The sequence below is a fragment of the Chryseobacterium sp. 22532 genome (assembly GCF_052044665.1).
Lineage (GTDB): Bacteria > Bacteroidota > Bacteroidia > Flavobacteriales > Weeksellaceae > Chryseobacterium > Chryseobacterium lathyri.
Genome location: NZ_JBQENJ010000002.1, coordinates 235,984 through 251,080, shown reverse-complemented (window position 1 = coordinate 251,080; position 15,097 = coordinate 235,984). Strand labels below are relative to the sequence as shown.

General features: G+C 39.5%; 12 protein-coding genes. 2 read left to right on the top strand and 10 right to left on the bottom strand.

From position 1 onward, the window contains the following. Window positions 1–102: 102 nt before the first annotated feature. The 8 genes from ACTJIV_RS05320 to ACTJIV_RS05285 form a co-directional block, all read right to left on the bottom strand. Complete coding sequence (locus ACTJIV_RS05320) at window positions 103–1,062, bottom strand: Fic family protein (protein ID WP_440626102.1); 960 nt, start codon at window positions 1,060–1,062, stop codon at window positions 103–105. A gap of 134 nt (window positions 1,063–1,196) precedes the next feature. After that, window positions 1,197–1,751, bottom strand: coding sequence for a DUF2652 domain-containing protein (locus tag ACTJIV_RS05315; protein WP_440626100.1), 555 nt, complete (start codon window positions 1,749–1,751; stop codon window positions 1,197–1,199). A 59-nt stretch (window positions 1,752–1,810) separates the two neighbouring features. Further along, the gene (locus ACTJIV_RS05310; RefSeq protein ID WP_440626099.1) at window positions 1,811–3,229 is read right to left on the bottom strand and encodes an efflux transporter outer membrane subunit; all 1,419 of its coding nucleotides are present in this window, start codon (window positions 3,227–3,229) and stop codon (window positions 1,811–1,813) included. A 17-nt stretch (window positions 3,230–3,246) separates the two neighbouring features. Then, window positions 3,247–6,387: an efflux RND transporter permease subunit gene (locus ACTJIV_RS05305; RefSeq protein ID WP_440626097.1), complete on the bottom strand. Its 3,141-nt coding sequence runs from the start codon at window positions 6,385–6,387 to the stop codon at window positions 3,247–3,249. 9 nt (window positions 6,388–6,396) lie between these two features. Beyond that, window positions 6,397–7,542 (bottom strand): efflux RND transporter periplasmic adaptor subunit, encoded by a 1,146-nt coding sequence (locus tag ACTJIV_RS05300; RefSeq protein WP_223559015.1) that lies wholly within the window; start codon window positions 7,540–7,542, stop codon window positions 6,397–6,399. Between the two features lie 239 nt (window positions 7,543–7,781). Next, window positions 7,782–8,699, bottom strand: coding sequence for a helix-turn-helix domain-containing protein (locus ACTJIV_RS05295; RefSeq protein ID WP_440626094.1), 918 nt, complete (start codon window positions 8,697–8,699; stop codon window positions 7,782–7,784). Between the two features lie 90 nt (window positions 8,700–8,789). Then, on the bottom strand, window positions 8,790–9,584 hold the full coding sequence (locus ACTJIV_RS05290) for a metallophosphoesterase (protein WP_440626092.1): 795 nt from the start codon (window positions 9,582–9,584) through the stop codon (window positions 8,790–8,792). 417 nt (window positions 9,585–10,001) lie between these two features. Beyond that, the gene (locus ACTJIV_RS05285) at window positions 10,002–11,390 is read right to left on the bottom strand and encodes an MFS transporter (RefSeq protein ID WP_440626090.1); all 1,389 of its coding nucleotides are present in this window, start codon (window positions 11,388–11,390) and stop codon (window positions 10,002–10,004) included. A 142-nt stretch (window positions 11,391–11,532) separates the two neighbouring features. On the opposite strand from ACTJIV_RS05285, the gene ACTJIV_RS05280 reads away from it, so the two are divergent. Together ACTJIV_RS05280 and ACTJIV_RS05275 are read left to right on the top strand one after the other, a co-directional pair. Beyond that, complete coding sequence (locus ACTJIV_RS05280) at window positions 11,533–12,003, top strand: Lrp/AsnC family transcriptional regulator (RefSeq protein ID WP_111954483.1); 471 nt, start codon at window positions 11,533–11,535, stop codon at window positions 12,001–12,003. A 291-nt stretch (window positions 12,004–12,294) separates the two neighbouring features. Next, window positions 12,295–13,062 (top strand): methyltransferase domain-containing protein, encoded by a 768-nt coding sequence (locus tag ACTJIV_RS05275; RefSeq protein WP_440626088.1) that lies wholly within the window; start codon window positions 12,295–12,297, stop codon window positions 13,060–13,062. 71 nt (window positions 13,063–13,133) lie between these two features. On the opposite strand, the gene ACTJIV_RS05270 is transcribed toward ACTJIV_RS05275, so the two are convergent. After that, complete coding sequence (locus tag ACTJIV_RS05270; protein WP_440626086.1) at window positions 13,134–13,649, bottom strand: hypothetical protein; 516 nt, start codon at window positions 13,647–13,649, stop codon at window positions 13,134–13,136. Between the two features lie 19 nt (window positions 13,650–13,668). Continuing rightward, window positions 13,669–14,721 carry a hypothetical protein gene (locus ACTJIV_RS05265; protein WP_440626084.1) on the bottom strand — a complete coding sequence of 351 codons (1,053 nt, stop codon included), beginning with the start codon at window positions 14,719–14,721 and terminating at the stop codon, window positions 13,669–13,671. Between the last annotated feature and the right edge of the window lie 376 nt (window positions 14,722–15,097).

Genomic DNA, 15,097 nt, shown 5'->3' with positions numbered 1-15,097 from the left:
ATTAGTCGGTACAATAAGTTAAACAACTATTTTTCAATCTATTGCTTTACCGTTTCTTTTTTGTACTCAATTCCTTCGTCAGCATTTTAAACGTAAGCCACCTCAACCTATGAACTGATACTCAGTCAGTCTCTGCTCTCCGTATTTTTCTAAAATCCCTTGTTCTACAGCCCATTTTAAATCCCTGCTGGCTGTAGGTGCTGAAATATTTTTAAAATGTTGGAGATAATCTTTCCTGCTGAAATTTTCGCCCTTTACTTTTTCCCTAAAGATTAGTATCCTGTCTTTTGTCGTTAAATTGATATTCTGAGATTGCAAAACCTCCTGAAGAGCTTCTACAATAATTCCCAGCATAAATTCAACAAAAGGAGTAGAATTTCCTTTTTTATCGGATTCTGAAAGTTTATTGTAATATTCCTTTTGATTCTTCTTAATAAGGCTTTCTACCGGAAGGTATTCAAATACAGGATACTGCTGCATCAGAATTAAGGTCTGCCATAATCTTCCCATTCTTCCGTTACCATCTAAAAAGGGGTGGATAAATTCAAATTCATAATGAAAAACACAGCTTTTTATTAAGACAAGTTCAGGATCCTTCTTTAAATATTGAAAAAGATCATTCATCAGACCTTTTACCATTTTTCCGGAGGGAGCAATATGTTCCACTTTAGAGCCTTTGACTATTCCTACATTGGAAGTCCTTAATTTTCCAGCCTTATCTATCAGATCTTTCATTAAAACAGCATGAGCCTTTTCCAGATCTTTAATATTGGCAGGATTAAACTGTTTTAAGCTAGCATACACTTCAATAGCATTCTGTACTTCCTGAATATCTTTCAATGGCGCAATGATTCGCTTATTATCCAGTAATGCCGTTATCTGTTCCTCGGTCAGCGTATTCCCTTCAATTTCTAATGAAGACTGGATCGTTTTAATACGGTTCTTTTTACGCAGTTCCGTTGTTGGTTTATAAAGATGATGGGCATTAATCTCTCCAATCTTTTCAGATATAGAAACAACTAATGATAAAATTTTATCGGTAATAGTATATGGCGGCTTCAAAACTTGATAGTATCATTTGATAGTATCAAAGATATAAAATCATTTTTAATCTATACCATATCAATCCACAAAAAAAAGCCCGGATCTCTCCGGGCATCACATAGCAAATTTACAAGGATTAAAAAATAGATATGCTAGTTGACACTTTCAAAATAATGAATCATTCCTCCTTCCGGAAGATGATATTTCTGTGTATTGGTTTCTGACTCGCTGTTTCCGCTGTTTTCCAGAAAAGAATTACTGAACAGGGCGTAAGACGGCTGCTCGGCAAATTCATTTTTCAGCATCTGATGGGCCTCTACTACTGTTTTACCGTAAAGCTTTTTAAAATTTCCGATCGTATACTGTGAAAACTTTCCATAGTGAACGATGAATTTCAACGACATGTCAATGGCTGTACTGAGCTCCCTGCTCAATTCTTTTATCTTTTGATTAAAAGCATCCCGCATTTTCCAAAGCATCGTTGAAATATTCTGATAGGACGGTTTGTCATCATATCTGTAAAATAAAATGGCATCGCCTTCGATCTCAGAAATTTCAAAATACTGATCATTCATATCGATCAGCGTAGATAGTAGTTGTCTTACAATATATTCTCCTGTATAAAGTTTCGTATTGAACACAAATTCAGTAAACCCGCTGAAATCAGGAATAAGAATAATACCTTCATGTATATTTGTATTCTTCATAATGATTATAGTTTAAAAACCTGCTGCATCCTTATAGACGAAGCAGGTTTCATTTTACTTTATTGCCAGCCGCCGCCAACCGCTCTATATAGAGATGTAATAGCATTTAAGCGTTGGGCTTTCAGGGAAGCGAGGTCCAGTTCTGCCTGAAGCTTGTTGCTTTGCGCGATGATTACTTCCACATATGTTGCTGAATTGTATTTAAATAAAATATCAGCTTTCTTCACCGCTTCAACGGATTTCGCAGCTAATCCTTCTGCAATTTTCTGCTGTTCTTCCAACTTCTGGATCTGTACTAGTGCATCAGAAACTTCTCCAACCGCTTTCAAAACGGACTGTTTAAAATTAATTTCAGCCTGATCAGCCAGCACTTTAGACTGCTCATACTGCGTTTTTAACTGTTTTCCGTTTAAAATAGGCTGTGCAATCATTCCTGCCGCCATTCCGAAAAGTGAACCGGGAACACTGAACCAGTGACTGGCCTGGAAAGCATTCAGTCCACCCTGAGCAGTAATATTCAGGGAAGGATACATGCTCACTTTTGCCACGTGGATCGCAGCAGCACTTTTCCTTACTTCGAGTTCTGCAGTTTTAATATCCGGTCTGTAGCTTAACAGCTCTGAAGGAATTCCTGCTGCAATTTTGTCCGGCGACTGTACATTATTCAGGCTTGCACTTCTTTCAATCTTATCAGGCATGGAGCCTGTCAGAAGACTCAATGCATTTTCCTGAACTGCGATAGAACTTTCAATGGCAGGAATCGTCTTTAAGATCTGATCTTTTACAATTTCCTGTTGCTGCACGGCAAGAGCAGTCGTTAAACCTAATTCCTGCTGCTTGGTTAAAAACTTCAGGGTCGTATCCGAATATTCCAGATTAGATTTCGTGATCAGCAACTGGGTATCCAGCATGAGTAAGTTGTAATATCCCTGCACTACTGAAGCCACCAGCTGGGTTTTCACCGCTTTTGCCGCTTCCTGGGTTTTAAGATATTCTGTCAGAGCCTGTTCTTTTCTTCCTCTGATCTTTCCCCAGATATCTGCTTCCCATGAAATGTTGACCGATGTGGTATAATCTTCTGTATATTTTTTTCCCATGAACTGTCCGGCCATCATTCCGTTCATACTGTTGTCTGAAGGTCGGCTGATACTGGCATTTCCTACCGTTGTACTGATGGTGGGAACATTCCCCCACTTGCTTTGGTTATAAGCAAGGGAGGCGTATTCTATCTGTTTTAATGCCACAAGAAAATTATTATTCTGTGCAATGGCTTTGTCGATAAGACCAACCAGAACCGGGTCTTTAAAAAAGTCCTTGTAGCTGGTCTTTGCTATATTGTCCTGAACATCCGCAACGATACTGTCACTTCTGAAAGCTTCAGGCATTTTCACTTCAGGCTGTTCATATTTCTGAACTTTGCACGAAACGGCAACTCCTGAGATCAATGCGATATATGCTATATTTTTAATTGAATTCATTTTAATAATCATTTGGATTAATATTCCCAGTCGGCTTCCGTTATTACTTTTCCGCTCATTCTTTCATGTAAAGCCTGGAAGACTACAAACAGCACCGGCACCACGAAAATTCCTAAAACAGTTCCGAAGATCATCCCGGAAACCGCTGCATATCCGATAGAATGGTTTCCTAACGCTGATGGTCCTATGACAAACAGCAATGGAAGAAGTCCCGCAATAAATGCTAATGACGTCATCAGAATAGGACGCAGACGGGCTTTGGCTCCTTCAACCGCAGAAGCAATAAGACTTTTTCCTGCTCTTCTACGCTGAATGGCAAACTCCACAATCAAAATCCCGTTCTTAGCTAATAGACCAATCAACATGACCAAAGCAATCTGAACGTAAATATTGTTGGAAAGATCCGCCATCGTAATTCCCACAAATACTCCTGATAAACCTACAGGAATCGCAATAAGTACAGCAAACGGAAGCACATAACTTTCATACTGCGCCGACAGAAGGAAGAATACAAACACAATACACAATCCGAAGATCATCACCGACTGTGAACCCGCACTTACTTCTTCACGGCTCATTCCTTTGTAATCGTAGGTATATCCCGGAGGAAGAACCTGCTTGCTCACCTCATCAATAGCCGCCATTGCCTGTCCTGTACTGAATCCCGGAGCCGGCATTACCGTTAAGTTGGAAGAGTTGAACAGGTTGAAACGGTCTACCACTTCTGCTCCTGTTACCTGTTTTAAACTTACCAATGTATTGATAGGAACCATTTCGCCTGAATTATTTTTAACGAAAATACCGTTCAGTGATTCTTTGTCTTCTCTCATTTCCGGAGTAGACTGAACCAGTACTCTGTAATATTTCCCGAATCTGTTGAAATCCGAAGACTGAATACTTCCGTAATAACCCTGCATCACGCCCAATACATCAGAAACATTAACGCCAAGCTGAGCTGCTTTTACCTCATCTACCAACACTTCAAACTGTGGATAGGATACATCAAACGTTGTAAATGCCACTGCCACTTCCGGTCTCTGCATCAAGGCGCCCATCATTCCGTAAGAGATATTTCCGAGATTCTGAAGTTCGCCGTTGGTACGGTCCTGAAGCACAAGCTCCATCCCGCTGGTATTCCCGAAACCGTCTACTGTAGGTGTATTGATGACAAGGAAATTCGCTCTTTTATCCTGGGAAAGCGTTCCCTGAACCTGACCGATAATGTCATTGATATTACTTACATTTCCTCTTTGCTCTGTTTTTTTCAGTTTAACGAAAATAGAAGCTGCTGAAGATGACATGGATCCACTGAATAAGTTCAGTCCATCCACCGAAATCACTTTTTCTACTGCGGGATTTTTCATTAACAGGTCTTCCGTATCAGAAACTACTTTGGTGGTTCTGTCTTTCGAAGCTCCCGGAGCAAGATTGGCGGTTACGATGATAAAACTTTGGTCTTCATCAGGAATAAATCCTTTAGGTGTCGTCATAGACATCCATGCGAACAAACCTCCAAATCCAACAATGATGATGGCTGCTATCCATCTTCTTTTTAACAGGAACAGAATCGCTTTTCCGTAACGGAAGGTCAGTTTATTAAAGCTTGCATTAAAACCAGCAAAGAAACGGTCTTTAAAGTTCATTTTCTCATGAGTACCCGGATGGTGCTGTTTCAAAAATATAGCACACAAAGCCGGACTCAATGTCAATGCGTTAACCGCTGAAATTACAATGGCAATAGCCAATGTCAAGGCAAACTGCTGGTAAAATAATCCTGTAGAACCACTCATAAAGGCTACCGGAACGAATACCGCAGACATAATCAGGGTAATGGAAACAATAGCACCCGTAATTTCACTCATCGCCGACATGGTCGCAGCCCTTGGGTTAAGCTTTTTATGTTCCATTTTAGCATGGACTGCTTCCACGACGACAATGGCGTCATCCACCACAATACCAATGGCCAGTACCAGGGCAAACAACGTCAAAATATTAATAGAAAAACCAAACAAATTCATAAAGAAGAACGTTCCCACAATAGACACCGGAACCGCAATAGCCGGAATTAGCGTAGAACGGAAATCCTGCAGGAAGATATACACCACGATGAATACCAGGATAAATGCCTCAATCAAAGTATGGATTACCTGATCAATGGATTGGTCCAAAGCTTCTTTCGTCGCATAAGGAATTTCATAGGCCATTCCTTCCGGGAAAGATTTTTCAAGCTCTTTCATTCTTTCCTGAAGGGCGATCTGCACCTCATTAGCATTGGATCCGGCCATTTGGAAAATAGCCATTGTCACTGACGGTTTTTTATTGAAATTAGAAGAAACGGTATAGCTATACGCCCCGAATTCTACTTTGGCAACATCTTTTAATTTTAAAACAGAACCGTCGCTCAGTGCTTTAATCGTAATATTTTCATACTGTTCAGGCTCAGTGAATTTGCCTTTGTAACGAAGAACATATTCCATCGCTTCTTTACTTCTCTCCCCGAGTCTTCCCGGTGCCGCCTCAAGGTTCTGAGTCTGGATCGCGCGTGAAACATCTGCTGGTGTAAGGTTATAAGAGGTCAGCTTATTGGGATCAAGCCATACTCTCATGGAGTAATCCTTGTTTCCGTATACCATAGCATCTCCTACTCCTTTTACCCTTTTCAGGTCAGGAACGATGTTGATTTTAGCATAGTTTTCAAGGAAAAGATCGTCCATCTTACCGTCTTTGCTGGTTAATGAAACCATCGCAATCATACTGTTCTGTCTCTTCACCGTTGTGATTCCGGCCTGAATAACTTCTGCAGGAAGCTGGTTCGTCACCTGTGCTACCCTGTTCTGAACGTTAATGGCAGCCTGATCCGGATCTGTACCCAGTTTAAAGATGACTGTGATACTTAACGTACCGTCGTTACTGGCTGTGGACGTAATATAGTCCATATTTTCAACCCCGTTGATGGCGTTTTCCAATGGCGGTGCTACGGATCTCGCAATCGTTTCCGCGTTGGCTCCCGGATAGGCAGCCGTTACCATTACGGTAGGTGGAGCGATATCGGGAAATTTTGTAATCGGCAGACTGATCATACCGACGATACCCAGAATAACAAGCAATACGGATATAACCGTTGCCAGTACGGGCCTTTTTATAATGGTCTTTAACATGATTTTTTCTTACGATTTTTTCGGTTGAGCATTCTTTTTCTGAGCGACTACGGGCGTTCCCGGCTGCAGTCTGTCGAAACCTGTTACGATGTACTCATCACCGGCTTTTAATCCTTTTGATACGATGAAATTATCTCCGGCCTTTCCAGTGACTTCTACCGGAAGCATCACTGCTTTTCCTCCTTTGATGGAGAATACAAAGATCTTATCCTGAATGGTTCTCGTAGAAGCTACAGGAAGAAGAACTACGTTGCTGTAAAACTGGTCCATCACAATTTTCCCGGTATTCCCGCTTCTCAAAAGGTTGTCCGGATTGGTGAATTTTGCTCTTAAAGTGATGGAACCTGTGGTTTTGTTGAACTGTCCTTCCACCGCATCTATTTTTCCGGTCTGTGCATATTTTTCGCCTCCGGAAAGCAGAAGAGAAACTGCCGGTGTATTTTTGATGATCTCGTTGATGTTGCTTCCCGCCTGTTGTTTCTGGAAGCTGTTGAAATCATTTTCACTCATGCTGAAATAGGTATACACCTCATGAATGTCTGATAAAAGCGTGATCGGCTCCTGATTGGAGGGCGTCATTAAGCTTCCCAGACGGTAATTGAACCTCCCGATAAATCCGCTTACCGGAGCTTTGATCGTAGAGAAATTAAGATTGATCTTTGCGGATTCAATCGCAGATACCGACTGACTTACCGCTCCTCTTGCTGCGTTGTAAGCAGCTTCCGCTTCTTTCACCTGAATATCAGAGACCATTTTGTTTCGTAATAATTCCTTTTTTCTGTCGAGATCAATTTTGGAAGTGGAAAGATTGGCTTGAGCTGTGATCAGGGCTGCCTGAGCACTTTTCATCTGCTCGCGGAAGATCTGGTCTTCTATTTTGAACAGAGGCTGTCCCGCTCTTACATAATCTCCTTCATCTACGAAGATCTTGCTTAAATATCCCGTAACCTGTGGTCTGATCTCTACATTGGAAATTCCTTCCACGGATGCTGCATATTCTCTGGAAACAGAAGCGTCTCCCTGCTTCACTTTTTCTATCGGAAGTTCAGGGGCCTGCTGTTGAAAAGCCTGGTTTTGATTGTTTTTCCTGCACCCCGCCAAGACGATCAGCGAGAGGAAAAGTATAGTTGATTTTTGAATAAAAAATCTCTGCATAACAATATTCCTTTTAAATTTACGGGGCAAAATTCGCCTTAAAAAAATTCAATCGAAATATTCAAAAAACTCCTTGTTTTGTCAAAAAGACTCCTGATTCTTCAAAACATGAGAAATATCATTTAATACCTTAAATAGAATACATAAATAATATAATTCCACTTTTTGTATCAGAAAACAGCAATAATTTAGCAAAAAGACATCAATTATAAAATTTCCAAAATACAAAACACTGATTGTCAATACAAATCATCTTTTTTGTACTCTAATGGTGATTTCCCAACATGCTTTTTAAAAAATTTGCTGAAAGACGCCTGATCAGAGAACTTCAGCTCCATCGCAACATGATTGACATTGAGGTTCGGGTTCCTGAGAAGAAGTCTTGCTTCCACAGCCAATACCTGATGAATAATATCTCTAGGGGATTTGAACATGGTCTTATTGATCACTTTGGTTAGATATTTCCGGCTAATACAGAGTTTGTCGGCATAGAACTGTACATTATGCTCTTCTTTAAAATGTTCCCGAACCAGCGTAAAGAAGCTGGTTGTCAGTTCATCTTCACGATGGGTCACCTGATGGGGTTTTTCAATCTTTTTGAAATAATTGTCGATCTCATAGATCACGAGTGAAAAGTGATGCCAGATCATTTCATTGAAGTAATAATCTTCTTTCTCCGCATTGTTAAGGGCCTTTAGCTCATCAAGGTGGAAATCCAGCCTTCTATAGAGATCAGGTTCATTTCTGATAATGTGAGTAGGATCTGCTGAAAGGCTTTTCAGGACATCATTCGATTTGTAATTAAATCCGGCATCAGAAATAAATTCCAGGGAAAAGAAGATATATTTTGCTTTGTATTCTTCTGAGATCATATCTACCCAGAATATTTCTGAAAAAGGACAGAAAATGACATCGCCTTCCGATACACCATAGCTTTTGTCATCCAACCTGAAACGGATACTTCCCTGCTGGACCATAAAAATGCAGAAATAGTCTGAACGGTATGGGGTATTGAGCTTGATAAGATAATTAGCCTTATCAATTTCCATGACCACAAATTCCTTTACCCTGAGATCAAACTCTACATCCCGAAGAAGCTCTTCAAAAGTAAATACGGATACAAATTCTGAGGGGTTTTCGGTAGACTTTTTAGCCATGAAAGATGAATTAGAGTACGAAATTAGGGTATTTGAGTGAAAGGGGCAAAATCAAAAAAAGATTAAGTGGATAGAGAAAACTCTTTGATTTTACAATTCAATGATCAATTCTTTTTCATATCCATTATATTTTTCATCGATATAGCCATGCGGGTTGCAGATCACCTCGGTTTTCCCGATGTTGTATCTGCATGGCGTATGGATATGCCCATGAATCCAGTACAGTGGTTGGTGCTCTGTAATGAAATCTTCCAGATTGGAGACATAAGCGGAAGTCACGGGATCTTCTTTGTACTGTTCCGGAACAGACTGAATGCTGGGCGCGTGATGGGTAACGACAATATTCTTTAAGCCTTTAGAGTTTTCCAGACTTTCTTTTAACCACAGCTTTGAAAACTGATGAATTTTGAAGGTATCAATGGTCCTCATTTTTGAATAGGAAGGATCCCGTCTGATCATTTTATAATCATTCATTTTAGGCTGACAGATCATTCCGTAATGTAAAGGATTTCCGAAAATAGAAAAATCCGTCCATAGTGTGGCTCCGTGAAATCTGATTCCGTCAATATCCACGGATTCATTTTCAAGAACAAATACATTGGATCCTTCAGCTGCCTGTTTTATCTTGTTTAAGGTTTTAGGATAGGAACCTTTATAATATTCATGATTTCCCAGAACATAGATGACAGGCTTATTTCCTATTTTTGATTTGATCCATTCAATTCCTTTGGTCCCAAGATTAACATCTCCGGCCAATATGACAACATCCGCATGATCAAAAAATAAATCAGTCGATCCGAATTCCTGATGAAGGTCGCTGATGATCTGTATTTTCATACTGCTAAAATAAAAAGAACCGGCACAATAATGCCGATCCTTTTTCATATAGTTTGTATATTTTTAATAAAAACTGAACTTATCGGTAATAATATTTATTTAAGTTTATATGTTCTTTTGTCTTGAAACAAAATGAACCAAAAATTCAAGACTGGAATCTTTCGCTAAAAATTAAAACTTGCTTCTAAAATTCCCAAACTCGTGCGGATTCATTGTTACCTCTTCGGTTCAATATTCTTACCGCACTCAGACAGTGGGAATTTTTTAACGAATCAAGTTATAATTTTCTTAACGCTACAGCTTCCTAGGCCATGATACAGGCTAAACTACGAAAGGAAGCAGGTGTATTCAAAATATTTATACTACAGCTTAATCAACGGCAGAGACGTCTTCTTTACTCTCCTCAAAATAGAAAGTAACAATAATTTCTTTGCGTTGAAATCATGGATTTATACATATTTCTTTTTATGAAACAGCAATTTCCGTCTGCCTGATTTTTAAACTTTTAAAGATAAAATATAAAAGCATTCCAAGAGCCAGTAAAGCATAACCTACCAGGATGATTAAACTCAAATCTCCAACCGCATATTTTGACGGAAAGATCTGACTCATCAGAGTCATGAACGAAAGGCCGATACCCGCTCCCAGAAAGTAACTGGTAGAACTTAAACTGGATGCCACACCATAATGAGAAGGCTCCACATCCTGAATTCCCATCACCGAAAGTGCCGTAAAACAGAAGGTCATTCCGATTCCTGAAATACAGGCTGCTCCCAACAATACTACTGCCAAAGGATGCCCTGTATACACCGCAATCAGTAAAGATAAAGCGCCTGTCAGCATAAAACTCCATCCGAAAACACCCATTTGTGAAGAACTTAATCTCTTGGAAACATGAGATAAAACAAATTTTGCTGCCAGTGCAGACATGATACTGAACGGTACAAGCATCAACCCTGCTGATGCTGCACTATGTCCCATATCTTTCTGAAGCATTAATGAAATTAGAAAAAGAAATCCTATGAAAAATGCTCCCAATGTAAAGAAAACTGCATTAGAAATCATCAGCGATCTGTGTTTTAATAACTGTAAATCGATCAAAGGCTGAGCTACAGATTTCAGTCTGATAAATACAGCAGTCAAAAGTAAAACAGCAAGTACCAGAGAACCGATGATCATCATTGGATTTTCTTTGATATGAACCAATTCATGGGTTCCGTAGGTAAGACTCAGCAGGCCTAAAACCAGCAGCATTCCTGAAATGAGATCTGTTTTTTGTCCGGCTTCGCTTTTTTCATCTGCAGGAAGGTACTGATAGGCAAAAATCAGGGTCAATAAAAGAATAGGAACATTGATCAGGAAAACCCAGTGCCAGCTTAGATAAGTACTGATAATTCCTCCTACAGAAAGCCCGCTTCCGGAACCGATCGCAGCAAACGAACTGAAAATCCCGATCGCCCGGTTACGTTCCTGCTCTCCCCTGAAAGTATTCGTCACAATGGATAAAGCGGAAGGCATGATCAAAGCCGCTCCCAGTCCCTGAAGGGCACGGAATACAGCCAAGACTTCAAAGCTTTGCGAAAGTCCCGCTCCCAATGATGTCAGCATAAAAATAAGAGCTCCAATAAGGAATATTTTTTTACGCCCGATCTGGTCCGAAAGTTTTCCGCCAATGATCAGGAAACCTCCAAAAAACAGTACATAAAGGGTTTGCAGCCACTGTACAGTCTCCGCCCCAATATGAAACTGCTCCTGAATAGAAGGAATCGTTAAATTAATAATGGCAATATCCAAAGCCTCTACAAAAGTTCCTACTGATGCTAATATTAATATTAAATTTTTCCTTGTACTCATAGATTCAAATTTCCTGCAAAATTAATTTTAAAAGAACATATGTAAAAATTATATAGTAAATTTGGAACAAATTTGTATTTTGATCAAATTTAAAAGAACAAATACACTATCACCATTAATAACAAGCTTAAAAACAGAACAAATGACCGCAGAACATTACATTCCCGATGAAAAGGACCTTTCTATCCTGCGTTTGCTACAGAAGGATGCCAAAATGAGTGTGCGTGATATTTCCGCAAGGATCAATTTAAGCCCCACCCCTACCCATGAACGGATTAAGCGGATGGAAAAGCTTGGCATTATCAGGGAGTATACGGCTGTACTAGACCGTAAAAAGGTAAATAAAGGCATGATGGTGATCTGCATGATTGCCCTGAATGTTCACAATAAAAAAACAGCCGGAAAGTTCATTGAAGAAGTAGGAAAACTGAAAGAAGTTGTAGAGTTTTACAACATCAGCGGGGATTTTGATTTCATGCTTAAGATCCTGGCTCCAAATATGGATGAGTTTCATGAGTTTTTTGTCAATAAGCTCTCTGAAATTGAAGGAATCGGGCAGACGAAAAGTATTTTTGTGATGAACAGCATTAAGGAAAGCGCGCAGATTTTATAAAGGATGGAAGCGGGAAGATGGAAGATGGAGGCGCTTTCAGTCTGTAAATGGATTCAAGAGCTTTTTAAGATCCTTGTCAAGTTTTAAAACCATGACAAAGACTTTTACCAAATTCATACTAAATTAAAACCTCAAATATTCAATAAAAACGAGATTGATTACCCTTTCTCACTACAGTAACTTCCCGCTTCCATCTTCCCGCTCCCCATCTTTTAAGAATCTTTTAATATTTTAATTTCCTTATTCTATTCAGGAATTGCTAAATTGAAGATTCATTTAAATTCACTGAATATGCCTTGGAATCCTGACGTTTACAATCAATTTAAAAATATCCGTTTTAAGCCGTTTTATGATCTCGCCGAGCTGATCACCGATGAAAGTAATATGAAAGCAGTAGATATCGGATGTGGAACAGGTGAGCAGACTGCCATCCTTACGGATAAACTTCAGGGAGCTGTTTTTACTGGAATAGATTCTTCTCCCGAAATGCTTGAAAAATCCAGGACCCTTGAAAATGAACGTCTCCACTTTAAATTATCGACAACTGAAGCTATGCTTGATGCTGATGAAAGCTGGGATCTTATTTTCAGTAACGCTGCCCTGCAATGGTCCGACAACCATCAGGAATTATTTCCGAAGCTGATCTCCAAACTGAATGTGGGTGGTCAACTAGCTGTACAGATGCCTTATCAGCCGGGAAATACCCTGAATAAAATTCTTTTTGAGCTGGCGGATGAAGAGCCGTTTAAATCTCAGCTTAACAGCTGGAACCGCCCTTCTGCCGTCCTGACCATTGATGAATATGCACAGATCCTCTTCGATAACGGCATTCAAGATTTGAATCTTTCCCAAAAGGTATATCCTATTATTGCCGAAGATCATGATACCCTATTCAACTTTATCTCAGGATCGGCCTTGATTCCTTACCTGGAAAGACTTGATGAGGAACAGCAAAAAACCTTTACAACAGAGTTTAAACTGCGTATTACGAGGAATTTCCCAAAACTTCCGGCTATTTATGCTTTCAAAAGAATCCTGTTGTATGGGAGAAATAAATAAATAAATAAATAAATAAAAAAAGCCCTGTTTACTTCTAATACAGGGCTTTTTTGAATAGTCTTATCGTATTGCTATTTCCAATAATTCCAGACCGTTCCGTCAAAAACAGCAAACGTTTTACTGGCTGTATCGTAGCATATCATTCCCGGGTACGGATTTTTCACATTGAGATGCGGCGAAGATATTTTGGGAAGAATCATCGCTTTATCTGGTGATTCAAGGACCAGCACTCCATCTGCGCTACCTTCCTTATTACCTATCACTACTCCATTTCCGGCTTCATCCGAATCATTAGGTATTACTGATGCGGCATTTCCCATATCACTAAGCGCTTTCCAAGTATTATTTTCGTACACCTTCACTTTGCCATCGGATGTATCAAATACAAATGTTCCGTTTGCCGGACTGCCGGCAGGAATTCCCTGTGTTGCCGGCAGAATAAGCCCTTTTGTATTGGTGGATGTATTATTGAAATCCAGTATGGTGTTTCTTCCGTCAATTGTTTCTTTCCCTATAGCGACCTGAGTGTAAAAAACATTAAAAATCATCAATGTCAGGGCTATACTTATCTTTTTTATAGGTTTCATATTATGTTCAAAATTTAGGTTAATCATTACAGCTTCTTTCAATACATTTCCATTGGGTACCGTTGTACAGTTTAACACAGTTGTCCTGAATATCATAAACAAGCATTCCTTCTTTCGGTTCAGCAACTGCATCTCCTGGCTTAGGAGTCTGGTCTACATGCTGCACTCTGGTGATAACAAAGCCTTTAGTTTTCGATTCTAATGCAAGAAAACCATTAGGAATATTCTCAGGCCAGCTTTTGGTTTTCTGCTGTGTAGTGATTCCCATTTTCGTATAGCCGTCAGGGGTTCCCGAAAGTCCGGGTTTGGTACAGTAATTATCTAATTCATGAACAATTTCATCCGCAAAACCACAGGCAAATTTGTCATCAGGAAGCCCGGCAGGCCAAAGACCCGGACATGAAGCCTGAGTAGCATTTGGTCCGCAGAAGCTGGCATTTCCGGGAGCAAGCCCTGTTACCGTATCCATTGCAATGGCTATAATCTGGCTGTCATTACTGAGTATGGAGCTTCCCCCTCCATTTACCTGGGCTTTGGCAATACAATAGGCTTTTCCCAAAGGAGCACCAACATAATTTATAAAAGGATAGGTAATGGACTGCTGGCTGAAAGTTCCGCATATTTCCACAACGCTGTATGTTCCCATATCAATGGTTGAAGTAGCTCCGGGAAATGTCCCCCAAAATGAAGGATCTCCCTGAGAAACCGAACCGGTAAGGGAAAGGTAAGCTTTTGTTCCTAGTTTCACTTTTGAGTTCTTCTGGCTTCCGAAAACTCCTATGATGATTGATCCCTCAGATTTCACACTGGCAGCATCTCTGATCTCAAGGTTACCGTTTACCGTAACACCTTTTACAGTAAGCACTCTTCCAGGTTCAATAATAAGAAGTGTACCCTGTGGGATGGTTATATCATTAGCTAAAGTCAGGTTTCCGGTAAGACAGTAAGTCTGCCCGGGATTCATCGCCTGACCTGTGTAGGCTGTACATTGCGCGTTCGTAATACCGTAAAAAAGAACCATTAACAAGAAAATGAATTTCCCATTAATGGTGCTAAAATTTAAATTATTCATATGACTTTATAATAAATTAATATTTTTCACATAATTTAATGCGTTAAAAATAAAATTTTAGTTAGCCCTCTATTCAACAATTTACATACCAAAATTTTATTCAGAGTCTCATTTGAGCCCGAATTATTTAGGTCAAAAACACTTAATTAACGCAATAACAGGAAATTAAACACGTGTTTAAAAAAAATAAAATTTATTTTAAAAATTAAATCAGTGTTTGCCAATTCAAATTGATTTCTTTTTAACTGCATTTATAAAAAAGATGACCATCATGATGTATCTCCTGAATTAAAATTTATTGTTTCAAATTTAGTTAAGCTGCCACTCAATTATATCCGTATTGAAAAGGCTTTCAAAAGTAATTAGATGATACAAA